The following is an 18,785-nucleotide window of genomic DNA, read 5'->3' as shown; positions in this document are numbered from 1 at the left end:
CACAGGTAGGAGCCAGGCTTGCCGGCGAAGGCGTCCTCGAAATCGCCTTCGCCGGCAAGCCTGGCTCCTACAGGGTGATGGCGGTCTCTAGATCGCCGCTAGTATCAGTCGATGTACTCAAACAGCTTCACAATCTTCTGCACGCCGGAAACACCCTGCACCAGGTTGGTCGCCTGGGCGGCTTCCTGCTTGGTCAGCAGGCCCAGCAAATAGACGATGCCGTTTTCAGTGACAACCTTGATGCGCGAGCCCGGAATGTTCGGATCGGTGAGCATCTGGGTTTTGATCTTGGAGGTCAGCCAGGTGTCGTTCTGGCGGGCGAGGAAGCCGGAGGGCGGCAGCACCTGCAGTTCGTTGTGCACCGTTTTCACGCGCTGCACGGCGGCAGCGGCCTGTTCGGCCTTGGCCTTGAGGTCGGCGCGCGGCGTTTGGCCGGCGAGCAGTACGACGCCGTTGAAGCTGGTGACGACGATGTGCGAATCGTTGTCCAGGGCTGGATCGGCCTTGGCGATGTTCACGCCGACTTTGGTGTCGATCAGAGAGTCGTCGATCTTGCTGCCTAAGGTGCGTGTGCCGCGATCATCATCGATCGGCGCTTCACGGCTGGCATTCACCACCGAGGTGCAGCCGCTGATGCCGAGGCACAGGGTCAAGGCCAGAAGGCCTAGGCGATTAGGGGTCATTCTTCACTCCCGAACAGTTGGCTGTCGATCAAATCGCAAAGGCAATGGATCGCCAGCAGGTGGACTTCCTGAATACGTGCGGTGACGTTGGCCGGTACGCGAATCTCGACGTCCTCGGGCAATAGCAGCGACGCCATGCCGCCGCCATCGCGGCCCGTCAATGCTACGACAATCATTTCGCGATCATGTGCGGCCTGGATCGCTTGAATAATGTTCGCCGAGTTGCCGCTGGTGGAAATCGCCAGCAGTACGTCGCCCGGCTGGCCGAGTGCGCGGATCTGCTTGGAGAAGATTTCGTTGTAGCTGTAGTCGTTGGCGATCGAGGTGATCGTCGAGCTGTCGGTGGTCAGCGCGATGGCCGGCAGGCTCGGACGCTCACGTTCGAAGCGGTTGAGCAGCTCGGACGAAAAATGCTGGGCATCGCCTGCGGAACCGCCGTTGCCGCAGGAGAGCATTTTGCCCTCGTTGAGCAGGGCGTTGACCATCACTTGGCTGGCTTGCTCGATGTGCGGTGCAAGTACGTCCATCGCCATTTGCTTGGTGTCGATACTGGCCTGAAAAAGCTGGCGAATTCGGGATTGCATGTCCATCTGTGTGACCTTAATTAGCGCGGCTACTCGGCACATGAATGTGCAGCCCGCAAAGCAAAGAGCAAAATTGTCGGGTGAAAGTGTCCGGTTCGGGACGCACGCGATCAGCTGTCGAAGGCATTCTGCAGCCAGTTCAACTGATCGAGGCTGCTGTCGATGGCAACCACGTCGAAACGGCAAGGGGAATTGGCCCAACGCGACTCGCGCTGAAGAAAATACTGCGCGGCAAAAATCAGTTTCTGCCGTTTGCGCTCATCGATGCTATCGAGCGCGCCACCCCATTGAGTGTTTTTTCTGTAGCGAACTTCAACGAATACTACTGTATCGCCATCAAGCATGACCAGATCAAGCTCGCCGCGTTTACACAACCAGTTCTGCGCCAGCAGGCGCAGACCCTGTTGTTGCAGATGCTCGAGCGCATGGCGCTCGGCATCTTTACCACTTTGCTGGCGTGACCGGTCAGGCATCAGCGCGGGGTGTCCGGCAGGCGTTGAACCTGGCCGTTGGCGAACTGTGCCCACGGCAACTGGCGCACGACGCGCTGGTTCTGAGTCATGCCCAGGCTACCCGATTGACCTTCGATGCGGCTGTCCGGCAGCGCCTTGAGTTGCCCCAGGCGCGGAGCCAGGCGGTAGGCGTCGACGCCCATCGCATACAAACGACCCAGGCTGCCGGCGGCTTGTGGCCATTGTGTGGTCACTTGCTTGCGCAGCGGGTCATTGGCGTCCAGCAACCATGGGGTTTCGCAGAAGCGAATGCCGTTCATGTCGTTGTACTGGTTCACGTCGCCGCTGGCACTGAATACGTGGGAGGTGGCGTAAACCGGCACATCGCCTGCGTATTGGAAGTTCAGGGTCGGTTTGATCTGCTGGGCTTGCTGAGGTGTGGCGGCCAGGAAGATGAACTCGATGTCCTGGCGACGCGAAGGCTGGGCAGCGACCTGCGAACCGACGGTGCTTTGCAGGCTCTTGGCACGACCTTCGCTCTGGCGCAGCTGGAACATGTCGGCAATCTGCTGGGCCAGTTGCACTGGCTGATCAACGCGCTCGGTGGCAACGATGCTGCCGCCGTTTGCCTGCCAGTCCTGGCTGAACGCTCGGAGTACGCGGTCGCCCCATTCGCCTTTCGGCACCATGATCGCGGCGCGATGCAGGCCATCGGCGCGAGCACGACGGGACACTTCGCGGGCTTCGTCTTCAGCGGCAAGACCGAACTGGAACAACTGGGCCGGGCCTTGTTCGCCTTCGCTGTAGTTCAGCGCCAGGGTCGTGATCGGCAGTTGCGGGCGAGTGCTGAGCTGTTTGACCAGTGGTTTTTCCAGCGGACCGACGACCAGTTGCACGCCATCGGCTTGAGCCTTGCGATAGAACTCGTCAAGGGAAGTCAGGCGCGAGCTGTCATAGAACTCGATGGCAGGCGGCTTCTGGCCGGCCTGTTGAGCCTGGTAGTGCGCAGCCATGAAACCTTCGCGAAGCGCTTTGCCGACCGATGCCAGCGGGCCGTCTTGCGGCAGCAGCAGGGCGATCTTGCTCAGAGGCTGGCTGGCCAGTTCCTTGAGTTTGGTCAGTGACAGCGGCAACTGAATGGCGGCCGGGTGTTTAGGGTTCTGGGCGCGCCAGTTGTCGATCGCAGCTTGTTGTTGCTCAAGCGTGCCGGCCGTTTTAACCGCCAGCGCCAGGCCCATCCAGCCACCGAGGTCGTCCTTGGTGGTTGGTTGCAATTGGTCGGTTGGCAGCGAAGCGATCAGGGTCCAGATCGCTTCGTGGTTTTTGCCTGCCGCTTCACCGCTCAACATCGGCGCGATGAAAATACGCTCCCGTGCGGCGGCGAGGGTCTGGCCATCGGCCTCAAGGGCGCGAGCGTGCACGGTGCCGGTGCGAATCTGTTGTTCTTCCGGCAATTCACCCAGGCGTTGCAGGCTTGGATGGCTCAAAGCGGCCAGCGCCGCTTTCGGCTGATTGCGGGTCATGGCCAGTTCAGCCGCCAGCGTGTTGGCGAAGACCTGTTGGCCAGGCTTGAGTTGCTCGACCGGCACTTGTTGCAGGATTTGCGCGGACTGGCCGGCATTGCCCTGGCGATAAGCGAGGTCGGCCGCGCTCAGGCGAAACAGCGCGGCTTGTTCCGGCGTTTTGCTTTTAGCGGCCTGATCGAGCAGTTGCTCGATACTGGCATCCGGGGTCCGTGGAAGTTCGCCAAGGCTGGAAGAGGGCGAGCTGGCGCAAGCCGCCAGCAAGGCAGCGAGGCAGAGGGCAGTGAACAGCCGCAGGCAAGCGATCATGTAGTGTTCCTGATACTCGATCAAATAAGCGTGGAATTGTACCCAAGCACTGGCCGGGGCGCGATGCTACTGGCGTGAATCGATCAATTTAGCTCGTACAAATGTTCCAGCACTGCACCGTAGCCTGAAAAACCCGGGGTTGCTTGCGCGTATCGCAATCGTCGCTACGCGCTACAATGGCGGCTTTTACCGATCATGAGGTGTGCGCTTTGACTGCTCCAGGTGCTTTGAATTCCGCTGCTGGCTCGCTTTATGTGGTGGCGACGCCCATCGGCAACCTGGACGACATCAGTGCACGCGCGCTGAAGATCCTGCGCGAAGTGGCATTGATCGCTGCCGAAGACACCCGTCATTCTCAGCGGTTGATGCAGCATTTCGGCATCCCCACGCCGCTGGCGGCTTGCCACGAACACAACGAGCGGGATGAAGGTAGCCGCTTTATTACCCGCCTGCTCGCCGGTGACGATGTGGCGCTGATCTCCGACGCCGGGACGCCGCTGATCTCCGATCCGGGTTATCACCTGGTGCGTCAGGCCCGTGCGGCCGGAATCAACGTCGTGCCGGTCCCGGGGGCTTGTGCATTGATTGCGGCGCTGTCGGCGGCGGGTTTGCCGTCGGACCGTTTTATCTTCGAAGGCTTCCTGCCGGCCAAGGCGGTCGGTCGTCGGGCTCGTCTGGAGCTGGTAAAGGAAGAGCCGCGCACGCTGATTTTCTACGAGGCCCCGCACCGGATCCTGGAATGCCTGCAAGACATGGAGCTGGTCTTCGGTGGCGAGCGTCTGGCGTTGCTGGCGCGCGAACTGACCAAAACCTTCGAAACCCTGAAAGGCCTGCCATTGGCCGAGCTGCGCGAGTTTGTCGAGTCGGACAGCAATCAGCAGCGCGGTGAGTGTGTGGTGTTGGTGGCGGGCTGGTCCGCCCCCGAGACGGAAGATGCCGTCAGCAGTGAAGCCATGCGCATCCTTAATCTGTTGCTCGAAGAAATGCCGCTCAAGCGGGCCGCAGCATTGGCCGCGCAAATTACCGGCGAACGCAAGAATGTCCTGTATCAGGTCGCGCTGGATAAGCAGAAGGGCGAGTAAATCCCGACGTGCAGGCGTGGCTGATGGCGTTTAACGCTTGTTCTTCGGCCGCTCTGCCGTTAACCTTCGCGGCGGAGAGTCGATCGGACAGTCGCTGCCCTCTATGAAAATTAGGGGGGGGAGGAAAGTCCGGGCTCCATAGGGCGAAGTGCCAGGTAATGCCTGGGAGGCGTGAGCCTACGGAAAGTGCCACAGAAAATAACCGCCTAAGCGCTTCGGCGCCGGTAAGGGTGAAAAGGTGCGGTAAGAGCGCACCGCACGTCTGGCAACAGTTCGTGGCTAGGTAAACCCCACTTGGAGCAAGACCAAATAGGGTCCCAAGGCGTGGCCCGCGCTGGGACCGGGTAGGTTGCTAAAGATGTCCAGTGATGGCCATCGTAGACGAATGACTGTTCAAGACAGAACCCGGCTTACAGATCGACTCTCCACCTTTTTCCCTCCCTGTTTGAATCGTTGAGCAGGGCGCTCGTAATGGCAATTTCCCTCCTGCACAATCAATCGCATAACCTCTTTTGTAATACCGAAAAAATCTTACTCTTAACAAACTACTTTAACTTCTGAACGCAGCCTTCTGTGCTGATTCAAGTTATCGCGCAAATTCATCCGCCAGATTGCCGTTACCCCTCCCAATACGCTCCTAAATCTCAGTTCTGTAAGGGTTTTCCTTTAATCCGCGCCTTGACGGTGCGGTGGCCGCATTCCTATAGTGTGCGCAAGTGGTGGAAAGTGGCATGAAGTGGGTTTTTTGAACGCAAAACGCTAATATTTGGAGAAACGCTGACGTGTTTCGCGGAGCTAACGCTATCAGTCTCGACGCAAAGGGCCGTCTCGCCATGCCGAGCCGGTACCGTGACGAGCTCGTTTCGCGTAGTTCCGGTCAGCTTATCGTCACAATTGATGCCGTTGATCCGTGTTTGTGTGTTTACCCCCTCGATGAGTGGGAAATTATTGAAACCAAACTGCGCGCACTGCCTTCGCTTCGCGAAGAGAACCGCCGCCTGCAACGTTTACTGATTGGTAATGCCGTCGACCTCGAGCTCGATGGCAGTGGTCGTTTCCTGGTTCCGCCGCGTCTTCGTGAATATGCCCGGCTGGATAAGCGCGCGATGCTGGTAGGCCAACTGAACAAGTTCCAATTGTGGGACGAGGATGCCTGGGATGCGGTTTCTGCCGCTGACCTGGCTGCTATTCAACAACCGGGCGCCATGCCTGATGAACTGCGTGATTTGATCCTGTGACTATTGATAGCGGCTTTAACCACATCACCGTACTGCTTGACGAAGCCGTCGAGGCTCTCGCCGTACGTCCTGATGGCTGCTATCTGGACGGCACGTTCGGGCGCGGCGGACACAGCCGGTTGATCCTCAGCCAGCTTGGTCCCGAGGGTCGGTTGCTGGGATTCGACAAGGATCCTCAAGCGATTGCCACCGGGCAGACGCTAGCGGCCGAAGACGGCCGCTTTGTCGTTGTGCAGCGCAGCTTTGCCGAGCTCGGTTCGGAAGTCGCCGAACGCGGTCTGGCCGGCAAGGTCAGCGGCGTTCTGCTTGACCTGGGCGTGTCTTCGCCACAGCTCGACGACCCTGAGCGCGGTTTCAGCTTCCTCAATGATGGCCCGCTGGACATGCGCATGGACCCGTCCCGCGGGATCAGCGCTGCCGAGTTCGTCAACACCGCGCCGGTGGAAGAAATCGCCCGGGTGTTCAAGGAATACGGCGAAGAACGTTTCTCCGGCCGCATGGCCCGTGCCGTGGCCGAGCGTCGCGACATCAAGCCGTTCGAACGCACCGGCGATCTGGCTGAAGTCCTGAAAGTCGCCAACCCGGCATGGGAAAAGGGCAAGAACCCTGCGACCCGTGCATTCCAGGGCCTGCGTATTCACGTCAACAACGAACTGGGCGATCTGGAAGCCGGCCTTGAAGCTGCGCTGGAATCCCTGGAAATCGGTGGCCGCCTGGTGGTCATCAGTTTTCACTCGCTGGAAGACCGCATCGTCAAACTGTTCATGCGCAAACTGGTGAAAGGCGAAGCCGACAACCTGCCGCGCAACCTGCCGGTCCGTCACGTCGCGTTCGAACCGAAAATCAAAATCCATGGCAAAGCGCAGTCCGCCTCCGAGGCCGAACTCAAAGCCAACCCACGTTCCCGTAGCGCCGTCATGCGCGTGGCGGAGAAGCTGCGGTGAGCAAGCTTTTCGCCAAGCCACTTCCCGGCGGAAGCTTTTTCATGCTGCTGCTGTTTGTTGGCGTGCTCGTGTCGGCCATCGGCGTGTCGTACAGCGCCCACTGGAACCGTCAGCTGTTGAACTCGCTTTACAACGAGTTGAGCGTGCGCGACAAGGCGCAGGCGGAATGGGGTCGGTTGATTCTCGAGCAGAGCACCTGGACTGCGCACAGCCGCATCGAAGTTCTGGCCACCGAGCAACTGAAGATGCACATTCCTGGCGCCGCTGACGTGCAGATGGTGGCGCCATGATGAAACTCGAAGGCGCACTCTTTCCATGGCGGTTTCGCCTGGTGGTGGGTTTGCTCGGCGTCATGGTCGCGGCAATTTGCTGGCGCATCATTGACCTGCAAGTGGTCGACCGTGCCTTCCTCAAAGGGCAGGGCGACGCGCGTAGCGTTCGTCACATTCCAATTCCGGCTCACCGTGGTCTGATCACCGACCGTAACGGCGAGCCTTTGGCTGTCAGTACTCCGGTCACCACGCTGTGGGCCAACGCCAAGGAAATGCAAACGGCCAAAGAGAAGTGGCCAGCATTGGCGGCCGCGTTGGGTCAGGATCCGAAAGCCCTCGCCGAACGTCTCGAAGCGCAGGCTAATAAAGAATTTATCTATCTGGTGCGCGGGCTGACGCCTGAGCAAGGCCAGTCCGTGCTCGACCTGAAAGTGCCGGGCGTCTACGGCATCGAAGAATTCCGCCGTTTCTACCCGGCCGGTGAAGTGACTGCTCATATGGTCGGCTTTACCGACATTGATGACCACGGTCGTGAAGGTGTCGAGCTGGCCTATGACGAATGGCTCGCCGGTGTCCCTGGCAAGCGGCAGGTCATCAAGGACCGGCGCGGTCGACTTATCAAAGATGTTCAGGTGACCAAAAACGCCAAGGCCGGTAAGCCCTTGGCGTTGTCCATTGACCTGCGTCTGCAATACCTGGCCAACCGCGAGCTGCGCAACGCGATCATCGAGAACGGCGCGAAAGCCGGCAGCCTGGTGATCATGGACGTGAAGACCGGCGAGATCCTCGCCATGGTCAACCAGCCGACCTACAACCCGAACAACCGTCGCAACCTGCAACCGGCGATGATGCGTAACCGCGCAATGATCGACGTGTTCGAACCGGGTTCGACCATGAAAGCGATCTCCATGAGCGCCGCGATCGAAACCGGCCGCTGGAAACCGACCGACACCGTCGAGGTGTACCCGGGCAGCCTGCAGATTGGCAAGTACACCATCAAGGACGTATCCAAGACTGAAGGCCCGGTACTCGACCTGACCGGCATTCTGATCAACTCCAGTAACGTCGGCATGAGCAAGGTCGCGTTCGATATCGGCGGCGAAACCATTTTCCGCCTGGCGCAGAAAGTCGGCCTCGGCCAGGACACCGGCCTCGGCTTCCCGGGCGAGCGCGTGGGCAACCTGCCGAACTACCGCGAATGGCGCAAGGCTGAAACCGCCACGCTGTCCTATGGCTACGGTATTTCCGTGACCGCGATCCAGTTGGTCCACGCCTTCTCGGCCCTGGCCAACAACGGTCGCCTCGCGCCACTGACCCTGATCAAGACCGACAAGGCGCCGCAAACCACGCAAGTGCTGCCGGAAGCCGTGGCGAAAACCATGCAGACCATGCTGCAACAAGTGATCGAAGCACCGCGCGGTGTATTCCGTGCGCAAGTGCCGGCGTATCACGTCGGCGGCAAGTCCGGTACGGCGCGTAAAACGTCGGTCGGCACCAAAGGCTATGCCGAGAATTCCTACCGCTCGCTGTTCGCAGGCTTCGGCCCGATGAGCGATCCGCGATACGCCATCGTGGTGGTGATCGATGAACCGACCAAAGCCGGCTATTTCGGTGGCCTGGTATCGGCGCCGGTGTTCAGCAAAGTGATGTCCGGGACCCTGCGCCTGATGAACGTCACGCCGGACAACCTGCCGCCGGTGCAACAAGCCAACGCAACACCGGTTGTTCCGCTGAAAGCCAATGGAGGGCGCGGCTGATGTCTCTGAGCCTGAACAAGATTTTCGCCCACGCTGGCCGCGATCTGTTGATCCGCGAACTGACACTGGACAGCCGCAATGTGCGGGCTGGCGATCTTTTTCTTGCCGTTCCTGGCGGCAAGTTCGACGGTCGCGCGCACATTGCCGACGCCTTGCAGCGCGGTGCTGCAGCCGTGGCGTATGAAGTCGAAGGCGCAACCGTGCTGCCGATCACCGACGTGCCGCTGATTCCGGTCAAAGGCCTGGCGGCGCAGCTGTCCGATATCGCCGGGCGTTTCTACGGTGAACCGAGCCGCCACCTGAACCTGGTCGGCGTGACCGGCACCAACGGCAAAACCAGCGTGACCCAATTGGTGGCGCAAGCACTGGATTTGCTCGGCCAGCATTGCGGCATTGTCGGCACACTGGGTACCGGTTTCTATGGCGCGCTGGAAAGCGGCCTGCACACCACGCCGAACCCGATCGCCGTGCAAGCGACCCTCGCTGACCTGAAAAAGGCCGGTGCCAAAGCCGTGGCCATGGAAGTGTCTTCCCATGGTCTGGATCAGGGCCGTGTAACGGCATTGGCGTTTGATGTGGCGGTGATGACCAATCTGTCCCGCGATCATCTGGATTACCACGGCACCATGCAGGCCTACGGCGAAGCCAAGGCCAAGCTGTTCGACTGGAACGACCTGAAATGCCGGGTGGTGAACCTCGACGACGATTTCGGCCGGCAACTGGCGGCGGAAAAACGCGAGTCGCGCTTGATCACCTATAGCTTGCTCGACAGCAGCGCCTACCTGTTTTGCCGCGAAGCACAGTTCGATGACGAAGGCGTGCGCGCCACGTTGGTCACGCCGCAAGGCGAGCATCATCTGCGCAGCACCTTGCTCGGTCGCTTCAACCTGAGCAACGTCCTGGCAGCGGTCGGGGCCTTGCTCGGTCTCGACTACGCGCTGGACGAAATCCTCAAGGTCCTGCCGAAACTCGAAGGCCCGGCCGGTCGCATGCAGCGCCTGGGCGGCGGTACTCAACCGCTGGTGGTGGTCGATTACGCCCATACCCCGGATGCGCTGGAAAAAGTATTGATGGCCCTGCGTCCGCATGCCAAAGGTCGCTTGCTGTGCCTGTTCGGCTGCGGCGGTGATCGCGATCGCGGCAAGCGCCCGCTGATGGCTGAAGTGGTCGAACGTCTTGCTGACGGCGTGCTGGTCACCGATGACAATCCGCGCACCGAAGACCCTGCAGTAATTTTCGATGACATCCGTGCCGGTTTCACCAACGTGGATAAGGTGACGTTTGTCGCTGGTCGTGGCCAGGCCATTGCGCAATTGATCGCCAGTGCTTCGGTGGATGACGTGATTGTCCTGGCCGGTAAAGGTCACGAGGACTATCAGGAAATCAACGGCCAGCGTCATGACTTCTCTGATCTGGTCGAGGCTGATCGCGCACTGACCGCGTGGGAGGTGGCTCATGCTTAAACACTTGAAACTGAGCGAACTGACCGGCGCGCTGAATGGCCGCATGATCATCGCCGATGCCACGTTCGATGGCGTCAGCATCGACAGCCGTGCGATCAAGCCGGGCCAACTGTTTATTGCCTTGACCGGCCCGCGTTTCGACGGCCATGACTATCTGAATGATGTGGCGAACAAAGGCGCGGTGGCTGCCCTGGTCGAGCGCGAAGTGCCCGACAGTGGGCTGCCGCAATTGCTGGTCAAAGACGCCCGTCAGGCACTTGGGCAACTGGGTGCGATGAACCGTGCTGCGTTTACTCATCCTGTAGCCGCCATCACCGGCTCCAGCGGCAAGACCACGGTCAAGGAAATGCTTGCGAGCATCCTGCGCACACGCGGTCCGGTGTTGGCGACCCGTGGCAACCTGAACAATGACCTCGGCGTGCCGCTGACCTTGCTTGAACTCGCGCCGGAACATACCGCCGCCGTGATCGAGCTGGGTGCTTCGCGGCTCGGCGAAATTGCCTACACCGTCGGCATGACCAAGCCCCACGTGGCCGTGCTCAACAACGCCGGGACCGCCCACGTTGGCGAGTTCGGCGGGCCGGAAAAAATCGTGGAAGCCAAGGGCGAGATTATTGAAGGGCTGGCGGCCGATGGCATCGCCGTGCTCAATCTCGACGACAAGGCCTTCGACATCTGGAGGACCCGCGCCGCCGGCCGCAAAGTGCTGACCTTCGCCCTGAGCAACGTCAGCGCCGACTTCTACGCCAGCGATCTGGACCGCGATGCGCGCGGTTGCCCGGCGTTCAATCTGCACAGTCCTGACGGTGTGGAGCGCGTTCAACTGAACCTGCTCGGCACCCATAACGTCGCCAATGCCATGGCCGCCGCCGCTGCCGCGCACGCCTTGGGCGTGTCGCTGTCCGGCATCGCCACCGGCCTCGGCGCGGTGCAGCCGGTCAAGGGCCGTACCGTCGCGCAACTGGCCAGCAATGGCATGCGCGTGATCGATGACACTTACAACGCGAACCCCACCTCGATGTGCGCGGCCGTTGATATACTCGCCGGCTTTTCCGGCCGCACCGTTCTGGTGCTCGGGGATATCGGCGAGTTGGGCGACTGGGCGGAGCAGGGGCACCGCGACGTGGGCGAGTATGCCCGTGGCAAGGTTTCTGCGCTTTACGCGGTCGGGCCATTGATGACTCACGCCGTAAACGCTTTTGGCGAGCAGGCTTATCACTTCACCACTCAGGCTGAACTGATCAAGGCCCTCGGCGCCGAGCAAGACACAAACACCACCATTTTGATCAAGGGCTCGCGCAGCGCTGCGATGGAAAACATCGTTGCCGCTTTGTGCGGGTCCAGTCTGGAGAAACATTAATGCTGCTGCTGCTAGCGGAGTATCTGCAACAGTTCTACAAAGGCTTCGCGGTCTTTCAGTACCTGACCCTGCGCGGGATTCTCGGTGTGCTGACCGCGCTGGTTTTGTCGCTGTGCTATGGCCCGTGGATGATCCGCACGTTGCAGAACCGTCAGATCGGTCAATCCGTTCGTAACGACGGCCCGCAATCGCACCTGTCCAAATCCGGCACCCCGACCATGGGTGGCGCGCTGATCCTGTCGTCCATCGGCGTCAGCACCTTGCTCTGGGCTGACCTGAGCAACCGCTATGTGTGGACCGTGTTGCTGGTGACGTTGCTGTTCGGTGCCATCGGCTGGGTCGATGACTATCGCAAGGTCATCGAGAAAAACTCCAAAGGTTTGCCGAGCCGCTGGAAGTATTTCTGGCAGTCGGTGTTTGGCCTCGGCGCGGCGATCTTCCTCTATATGACCGCCGCAACGCCGGTTGAAACCACCCTGATCCTGCCAATGCTCAAGGACTACAGCATTCCGCTGGGCGCAGGTTTCATCGTGCTGACTTACTTCGTGATCGTCGGTTCGAGCAACGCGGTCAACCTGACCGACGGCCTCGACGGCCTGGCGATCATGCCGACCGTGATGGTCGGTGGTGGCCTGGGGATCTTCTGCTACCTGTCGGGTAACGTGAAATTCGCCGAATACCTGCTGATCCCGTACGTACCCGGCGCCGGTGAACTGATCGTGTTCTGCGGTGCGTTGATCGGTGCGGGCCTCGGCTTCCTCTGGTTCAACACCTATCCGGCACAAGTCTTCATGGGCGACGTCGGCGCGCTGGCGCTGGGCGCGGCCCTGGGCACCATCGCGGTGATCGTCCGTCAGGAAATCGTCCTGTTCATCATGGGCGGCGTGTTCGTGATGGAGACCCTGTCAGTCGTCATTCAGGTTGCCTCCTTCAAACTGACCGGTCGCCGTGTGTTCCGCATGGCACCGATTCACCATCACTTTGAACTCAAGGGCTGGCCCGAGCCGCGTGTGATCGTCCGTTTCTGGATCATCACCGTGATTCTCGTGCTGGTCGGCCTTGCCACCCTGAAGCTGAGGTAGAAACTCGTGTCTCTGATCGCTTCTGACCACTTCCGCATCGTTGTCGGCCTCGGCAAGAGCGGCATGTCCCTGGTTCGCTTCCTGGCGAACCGGGGCACGTCGTTTGCCGTGGCCGATACGCGGGAAAATCCACCGGAACTGGCCACGCTCAAGCGTGACTATCCGCACGTGGAAGTGCGTTGTGGCGAGCTGGACGTCGAATTCCTGTGCCGCGCCGATGAGCTCTACGTGAGCCCCGGCCTGGCGCTGGCGACTCCGGCCCTGCAGGCCGCCGCTGCTCGTGGCGTGAAGTTGTCCGGCGACATCGAGCTGTTCGCGCGTAACGCGAAGGCGCCGATTGTCGCCATCAGTGGCTCCAATGCGAAAAGCACCGTGACCACGCTGGTGGGCGAGATGGCGGCTGCGGCCGGCAAGCGCGTCGCTGTCGGCGGTAACCTCGGCACGCCGGCGCTGGACCTGCTTCGTGATGACATCGAGTTGTACGTGATGGAACTGTCGAGCTTCCAGCTCGAAACCACCGACCAGCTCAACGCCGAAGTGGCGACCGTGCTCAACGTCAGCGAAGACCACATGGACCGCTACAGCGGCCTGCCGGCCTATCACCTGGCCAAGCACCGGATTTTCCGTGGCGCCAGGCAGTTCGTGGTCAACCGTCAGGACGCCCTGAGCCGTCCGTTGATGGGCGAAGGTCAGCCCTGCTGGACCTTCGGTTTGAGCAAACCCGATTTCAAGGCGTTTGGTATCCGCGAAGAAGACGGCGAGAAATACCTCGCCTTCGAATTCCAGAACCTGATGCCGGTGCGCGAGCTGAAAATTCGCGGCGCCCACAATCAGTCGAATGCCCTGGCGGCGCTGGCCCTGGGCCACGCGGTCGGCCTGCCGTTCGACGCCATGCTGTCGAGCCTGCGCACGTTCGCCGGTCTCGAACATCGCTGCCAGTGGGTTCGTGACCTGGACGGCGTGAGCTACTACAACGATTCCAAAGCCACCAACGTCGGCGCCGCATTGGCCGCCATCGAAGGCCTGGGCGCGGACATCGACGGCAAGGTCGTGCTGATCGCCGGTGGCGACGGCAAGGGTGCCGAGTTCAATGATCTGCGTGATCCGGTGGCGGCCAACTGCCGCGCCGTGATCCTGATGGGCCGCGACTCCGACAAGATCGGTGAGGCCATTGGCGACGCCGTGCCGCTGATCCGCGCTGCTTCGCTGGTTGAAGCGGTGGAGCAATGCCGCGCCGCTGCGCAACCGGGCGACGTGGTGCTGTTGTCGCCGGCCTGCGCCAGCTTCGACATGTTCAAGAATTACGAAGACCGCGGTCACCAGTTCGTCCAGGCAGTGGAGGATCTGGCATGAGCCTGCTCAACATCATCAAGCCGTTTCCTTCGCCGCTCATCACCGGGCGCGGCATCGATCTCGATTTTCCGATGCTCGCCGGTTGCCTGGCCTTGCTCGGCCTCGGACTGGTCATGATCGCCTCGGCTTCGACCGAAGTGGGCGCCGTGCAGTCGGGCAGTGCCCTGTACTACATGACTCGCCACTTGATCTACGTGGTGCTGGGCCTGTCTGCCTGCATCGTTACCATGATGATTCCGATCGCTACCTGGCAACGCCTGGGCTGGCTGATGCTGATCGGTGCGTTCGGTTTGCTGGTGATGGTGATCATTCCGGGGATCGGCCGTGAAGTGAACGGTTCGATGCGCTGGATCGGCTTCAGTTTCTTCAACGTTCAGCCTTCCGAGATTGCCAAGGTGTTCGTGGTGATCTACCTCGCCGGTTATCTGGTGCGTCGCCAGAAAGAAGTGCGTGAAAGCTGGATGGGCTTCTTCAAGCCGTTCATCGTGCTGCTGCCGATGGCGGGCCTGTTGCTGATGGAGCCGGACTTCGGTGCCACCGTCGTGATGATGGGCGCGGCTGCGGCGATGCTGTTCCTTGGCGGGGTCGGGCTGTTCCGGTTCTCGTTGATGGTGGTCCTGGCGGTTGCGGCGGTGGTGTTGTTGATTCAGGTGCAGCCATACCGGATGGCGCGTCTGACCAACTTTGCCGACCCGTGGGCCGACCAGTTCGGCGCCGGTTATCAGTTGTCGCAAGCATTGATCGCGTTCGGTCGCGGCGAGTGGCTGGGCGTAGGCCTGGGCAACAGCGTGCAGAAACAGTTCTACCTGCCGGAAGCCCACACCGACTTCGTGTTCTCGGTTCTGGCCGAAGAGCTGGGTGCCGTGGGTTCCCTGTGCACCGTGGCGCTGTTCGTGTTTGTCTGTATTCGCGGCATGTACATCGGTTATTGGGCCGAGAAGGCCAAGCAGTTCTTTGCTGCCTATATTGCGTACGGCCTGTCGTTCCTGTGGATTGGTCAGTTCCTGATCAACATCGGGGTGAACGTCGGCCTGCTGCCAACCAAAGGCCTGACCTTACCGTTCCTCAGTTACGGCGGCAGCTCGCTGGTGATCTGCTGTGCCTGTCTCGGCTTGTTGCTGCGCATTGAGTGGGAGAGTCGAACCCACCTGGGCAGTGAGGAGATGGAGTTCCATGAGAGCGACTTCGCCGAGGAGCCGACCCATGGGCGCTAACGTATTGATCATGGCTGGCGGCACCGGCGGACACGTGTTCCCGGCACTGGCTTGCGCTCGCGAGTTCCAGGCCCGTGGTTACACCGTGCATTGGCTTGGCACGCCGCGTGGCATCGAAAATGACCTGGTGCCGATGGCCGGCATCGAGCTGCACCGGATCAACGCCAGCGGTCTGCGCGGCAAGGGCAAGTTGTCCCTGCTCAAGGCGCCGTTGATGTTGCTCAAATCCGTCTGGCAGGCGCGGGCGATCATTCGCCAGTTGCGGCCGGTGTGCGTGGTTGGTTTTGGTGGTTATGTGACCGGTCCTGGCGGCGTTGCAGCCAAACTGGCCGGTGTGCCGGTGATCGTTCACGAACAGAACGCCGTGGCCGGTACCGCCAATCGGTTGCTGGTGCCGTTGGCCGCCCGAGTCTGTGAAGCGTTCCCCGACACCTTTACCCTGTCGGACAGCCGACGGACCACCGGTAACCCGGTGCGCACCGAGCTGTTCCTCGACACACCGCGACCTGCCCTGGCCGGTCGCAAGGCGCGTTTGCTGATCCTCGGCGGAAGCCTGGGCGCAGAACCGTTGAACAAATTACTGCCTGAAGCCCTGTCGCACGTCGCCCCCGACCTGCGCCCGGACGTGTTCCATCAGGCTGGGAAAAACCACGATGAAGTGACTGCAGAGCGCTATCGCGCGGCTGGCGTCGAGGCGCAAGTGCAGCCTTTCATCAAAGACATGGCCCACGCCTATGGCTGGGCCGACCTGGTGGTGTGCCGCGCAGGCGCGCTGACCATCAGTGAACTGGCTGCCGCCGGTCTGCCCTCGATGCTGGTGCCTTTGCCCCACGCGATCGACGATCACCAGACCCGCAACGCCGATTATTTGGCCCGTGAAGGCGCTGCCTTCCTGATGCCGCAAAGAACGACTGGCGCAGCGGATCTAGCCGCACGCCTGACAGAGGTCCTGATGCAACCACAACGACTCACCGACATGGCCACTGCGGCACGCCGCCTGGCCAAACCCGATGCGACCCGTAACGTGGTCGATACCTGCCTGGAGGTGGCCCATGGTTGAGAATCAGAAAGCCATGCCGCACCCGGAAATGCGCCGCATCCGTCGCATCCACTTCGTCGGTATCGGCGGCGTGGGCATGTGCGGGATCGCCGAAGTGTTGCTGAACCTGGGCTATGAAGTGTCCGGTTCCGACCTGAAAGCTTCGCCGGTCACCGAGCGTCTCGAATCATTCGGCGCCCAGATCTTTATCGGCCACCGTGCCGAGAACGCCGCTGCCGCCGATGTGCTGGTGGTATCGAGCGCGGTGAACACCTCCAACCCGGAAGTCGCCACTGCGCTTGAACGCCGTATTCCGGTGGTGCCGCGTGCCGAGATGCTGGCCGAGCTGATGCGCTATCGCCACGGTATCGCCGTCGCCGGTACACACGGCAAAACCACCACCACCAGCCTGATCGCTTCGGTATTTGCGGCCGGTGGCCTCGATCCGACGTTCGTCATCGGTGGTCGTCTGAATGCCGCGGGCACCAATGCCCAGCTCGGCACCAGCCGCTACCTGATCGCCGAAGCCGACGAAAGCGACGCCAGCTTCCTGCACTTGCAGCCGCTGGTGGCCGTGGTTACCAACATCGACGCCGACCACATGGCGACCTACGACGGTGACTTCAACAAACTGAAGAAAACCTTCGTCGAGTTCCTGCACAACCTGCCGTTCTACGGTCTGGCGGTGGTGTGCCTGGACGATCCGGTGGTGCGTGAAATTCTGCCGCAGGTCAAACGTCCGGTCGTCACGTACGGCTTCGGCGATGACTGCGATGTGCGCGCGATCAATGTGCGTCAGCAGGGCATGCAGACCTTCTTCACCGTGCTGCGTCCTGACCGCGAGCCGCTGGACGTCTCGGTGAACATGCCGGGCAACCACAACGTGCTGAACGCGCTGGCCACCATCTGCATCGCCACTGACGAAGGCGTCAGCGATGAAGCCATCGTCCAGGGCCTGTCCGGGTTCCAGGGTGTCGGCCGACGCTTCCAGGTCTATGGCGAACTGCCGGTCGAAGACGGCAGCGTGATGCTGGTCGACGACTACGGTCACCACCCGACCGAAGTCGCGGCCGTGATCAAGGCCGTGCGTGGTGGCTGGCCGGAGCGCCGTCTGGTGATGGTCTACCAGCCGCACCGTTACAGCCGCACCCGCGACCTGTACGACGATTTCGTCAATGTACTGGCCGACGCCAACGTGCTGTTGCTGATGGAAGTCTATCCGGCCGGCGAAGAGCCGATCCCGGGTGCCGACAGCCGCAAGCTGTGCAACAGCATCCGTCAGCGCGGTCAGCTCGACCCGATCTACATCGAGCGCGGTGTCGACCTCGCGCCTGTCGTCAAGCCGCTGCTGCGTGCCGGCGACATCCTGTTGTGCCAGGGCGCCGGTGATATCGGCGGTCTCGCACCGAAACTGTTGAAGAGTCCGTTGTTCGCTGGCGCCGTTGCCGCGCCAAGCGTGGGGAAGTTGAAATGACTGCTGCTTACGCCAACCTCGTCTCCACTGTCGCGCCGAAAGATTTCGGCCGCGTTGCCGTGCTGTTCGGCGGCAAGAGTGCGGAGCGTGAAGTTTCCCTGAAGTCGGGCAACGCGGTTCTCGCAGCGCTGCAAAGCGCCGGTGTGGACGCGTTCGGTCTCGACGTCGGTGATGACCTGTTGCAGCGTTTGCTCAACGAGAAAATCGACCGCGCGTTCATCATTCTCCACGGTCGTGGCGGTGAAGACGGCAGCATGCAAGGCCTGCTGGAATGCCTGGGCATTCCGTACACCGGCAGCGGCATTCTGGCGTCGGCGCTGGCCATGGACAAGCTGCGCACCAAGCAGGTGTGGCACAGCCTCGGCATTCCGACGCCACGCCACGCGGTACTGAGTTCCGAGGCCGATTGTATTTCGGCGGCGACGGAACTGGGCTTCCCTTTGATCGTCAAACCGGCCCATGAAGGTTCAAGTATCGGGATGGCCAAAGTGACTTCCGCGCCGGAGTTGATCGACGCGTGGAAAGCGGCCAGTACCTACGATTCGCAAGTGTTGGTCGAGCAATGGATTCAAGGTCCGGAGTTCACCATCGCCACCCTGCGTGACCAGGTGTTGCCACCGATTGCCCTGGGCACGACGCACAGTTTCTACGACTACGACGCCAAGTACGTGGCCTCCGATACCCAGTACCGGATCCCGTGCGGCCTCGACAGCAACAAGGAAAAAGAACTGATGGACCTCACGGCGAAAGCCTGTGAGGCGCTGGGTATCGCCGGTTGGGGCAGGGCTGACGTGATGCAGGACGCCGACGGGCAGTTCTGGTTCCTGGAAGTCAACACCGCACCGGGCATGACCGATCACAGTCTGGTCCCGATGGCGGCCCGTGCCGCCGGTCTGGATTTCCAGCAATTGGTCCTGGCGATCCTGGCCGCCAGTGTTGAGGTACGAGGGTAAGAC

Annotated in this window: 17 protein-coding genes and 1 other RNA gene; 14 read left to right on the top strand and 4 right to left on the bottom strand. The window is 61.2% G+C overall.

Translation table 11 applies throughout. The features are described 5' to 3' along the window. Window positions 1–104: 104 nt before the first annotated feature. The 4 genes from KGA82_RS12640 to KGA82_RS12625 form a co-directional block, all read right to left on the bottom strand. Window positions 105–683, bottom strand: a complete 579-nt coding sequence (locus KGA82_RS12640) for a BON domain-containing protein (RefSeq protein ID WP_008025960.1) — start codon at window positions 681–683, stop codon at window positions 105–107. Continuing rightward, on the bottom strand, window positions 680–1,273 hold the full coding sequence (locus tag KGA82_RS12635) for a phosphoheptose isomerase (RefSeq protein WP_008025961.1): 594 nt from the start codon (window positions 1,271–1,273) through the stop codon (window positions 680–682). The genes KGA82_RS12640 and KGA82_RS12635 overlap by 4 nt, the downstream gene beginning before the upstream one ends. Before the next feature lie 104 nt (window positions 1,274–1,377). Then, window positions 1,378–1,740: a YraN family protein gene (locus KGA82_RS12630; RefSeq protein ID WP_008025963.1), complete on the bottom strand. Its 363-nt coding sequence runs from the start codon at window positions 1,738–1,740 to the stop codon at window positions 1,378–1,380. Further along, entirely contained in the window at window positions 1,740–3,551 is a 1,812-nt protein-coding gene (locus KGA82_RS12625; protein ID WP_223450564.1) for a penicillin-binding protein activator, read from the bottom strand. The genes KGA82_RS12630 and KGA82_RS12625 overlap by 1 nt, the downstream gene beginning before the upstream one ends. A gap of 176 nt (window positions 3,552–3,727) precedes the next feature. Between KGA82_RS12625 and rsmI the strand changes: the two genes are divergently transcribed. From rsmI to KGA82_RS12555, 14 genes are all read left to right on the top strand, one after another. After that, window positions 3,728–4,633: a 16S rRNA (cytidine(1402)-2'-O)-methyltransferase gene (gene rsmI / locus KGA82_RS12620; protein ID WP_162130705.1), complete on the top strand. Its 906-nt coding sequence runs from the start codon at window positions 3,728–3,730 to the stop codon at window positions 4,631–4,633. 75 nt (window positions 4,634–4,708) lie between these two features. Next, window positions 4,709–5,062, top strand: an RNA gene (gene rnpB / locus KGA82_RS12615) — RNase P RNA component class A. Between the two features lie 353 nt (window positions 5,063–5,415). Next, complete coding sequence (mraZ, locus tag KGA82_RS12610) at window positions 5,416–5,871, top strand: division/cell wall cluster transcriptional repressor MraZ (RefSeq protein ID WP_008025967.1); 456 nt, start codon at window positions 5,416–5,418, stop codon at window positions 5,869–5,871. Further along, entirely contained in the window at window positions 5,868–6,815 is a 948-nt protein-coding gene (gene rsmH / locus KGA82_RS12605; protein WP_008037287.1) for a 16S rRNA (cytosine(1402)-N(4))-methyltransferase RsmH, read from the top strand. The genes mraZ and rsmH overlap by 4 nt, the downstream gene beginning before the upstream one ends. Continuing rightward, the gene (gene ftsL / locus KGA82_RS12600; RefSeq protein ID WP_032828607.1) at window positions 6,812–7,105 is read left to right on the top strand and encodes a cell division protein FtsL; all 294 of its coding nucleotides are present in this window, start codon (window positions 6,812–6,814) and stop codon (window positions 7,103–7,105) included. The genes rsmH and ftsL overlap by 4 nt, the downstream gene beginning before the upstream one ends. Continuing rightward, window positions 7,105–8,844 (top strand): peptidoglycan D,D-transpeptidase FtsI family protein, encoded by a 1,740-nt coding sequence (locus KGA82_RS12595; RefSeq protein ID WP_177318160.1) that lies wholly within the window; start codon window positions 7,105–7,107, stop codon window positions 8,842–8,844. The genes ftsL and KGA82_RS12595 overlap by 1 nt, the downstream gene beginning before the upstream one ends. Next, a complete protein-coding gene (locus tag KGA82_RS12590) occupies window positions 8,844–10,307 on the top strand; it encodes a UDP-N-acetylmuramoyl-L-alanyl-D-glutamate--2,6-diaminopimelate ligase (protein WP_008025973.1) in 1,464 nt (487 codons plus the stop codon). Before KGA82_RS12595 ends, KGA82_RS12590 begins: the two co-directional genes overlap by 1 nt. Further along, window positions 10,300–11,667 (top strand): UDP-N-acetylmuramoyl-tripeptide--D-alanyl-D-alanine ligase, encoded by a 1,368-nt coding sequence (locus KGA82_RS12585; protein WP_223450562.1) that lies wholly within the window; start codon window positions 10,300–10,302, stop codon window positions 11,665–11,667. The genes KGA82_RS12590 and KGA82_RS12585 overlap by 8 nt, the downstream gene beginning before the upstream one ends. Further along, window positions 11,667–12,749, top strand: a complete 1,083-nt coding sequence (gene mraY / locus KGA82_RS12580; protein ID WP_008037292.1) for a phospho-N-acetylmuramoyl-pentapeptide-transferase — start codon at window positions 11,667–11,669, stop codon at window positions 12,747–12,749. Before KGA82_RS12585 ends, mraY begins: the two co-directional genes overlap by 1 nt. Window positions 12,750–12,755: 6 nt before the next feature. Further along, window positions 12,756–14,102 carry a UDP-N-acetylmuramoyl-L-alanine--D-glutamate ligase gene (gene murD, locus KGA82_RS12575; protein ID WP_192228967.1) on the top strand — a complete coding sequence of 449 codons (1,347 nt, stop codon included), beginning with the start codon at window positions 12,756–12,758 and terminating at the stop codon, window positions 14,100–14,102. After that, window positions 14,099–15,316, top strand: coding sequence for a putative lipid II flippase FtsW (ftsW, locus tag KGA82_RS12570; protein WP_008037295.1), 1,218 nt, complete (start codon window positions 14,099–14,101; stop codon window positions 15,314–15,316). The genes murD and ftsW overlap by 4 nt, the downstream gene beginning before the upstream one ends. Then, the gene (murG, locus tag KGA82_RS12565; protein ID WP_008037296.1) at window positions 15,306–16,376 is read left to right on the top strand and encodes an undecaprenyldiphospho-muramoylpentapeptide beta-N-acetylglucosaminyltransferase; all 1,071 of its coding nucleotides are present in this window, start codon (window positions 15,306–15,308) and stop codon (window positions 16,374–16,376) included. The genes ftsW and murG overlap by 11 nt, the downstream gene beginning before the upstream one ends. Beyond that, the gene (gene murC, locus KGA82_RS12560; RefSeq protein WP_008037298.1) at window positions 16,369–17,829 is read left to right on the top strand and encodes a UDP-N-acetylmuramate--L-alanine ligase; all 1,461 of its coding nucleotides are present in this window, start codon (window positions 16,369–16,371) and stop codon (window positions 17,827–17,829) included. Before murG ends, murC begins: the two co-directional genes overlap by 8 nt. Continuing rightward, the gene (locus KGA82_RS12555) at window positions 17,826–18,782 is read left to right on the top strand and encodes a D-alanine--D-alanine ligase (RefSeq protein ID WP_008025985.1); all 957 of its coding nucleotides are present in this window, start codon (window positions 17,826–17,828) and stop codon (window positions 18,780–18,782) included. The genes murC and KGA82_RS12555 overlap by 4 nt, the downstream gene beginning before the upstream one ends. The last annotated feature ends 3 nt before the right edge of the window (window positions 18,783–18,785 follow it).

The organism is Pseudomonas sp. BF-RE-22, assembly GCF_019956155.1.
GTDB lineage: Bacteria > Pseudomonadota > Gammaproteobacteria > Pseudomonadales > Pseudomonadaceae > Aquipseudomonas > Aquipseudomonas migulae.
Note: the sequence above shows the minus strand (reverse complement) of the source record. Positions and strands in the feature narration are given on the sequence as shown.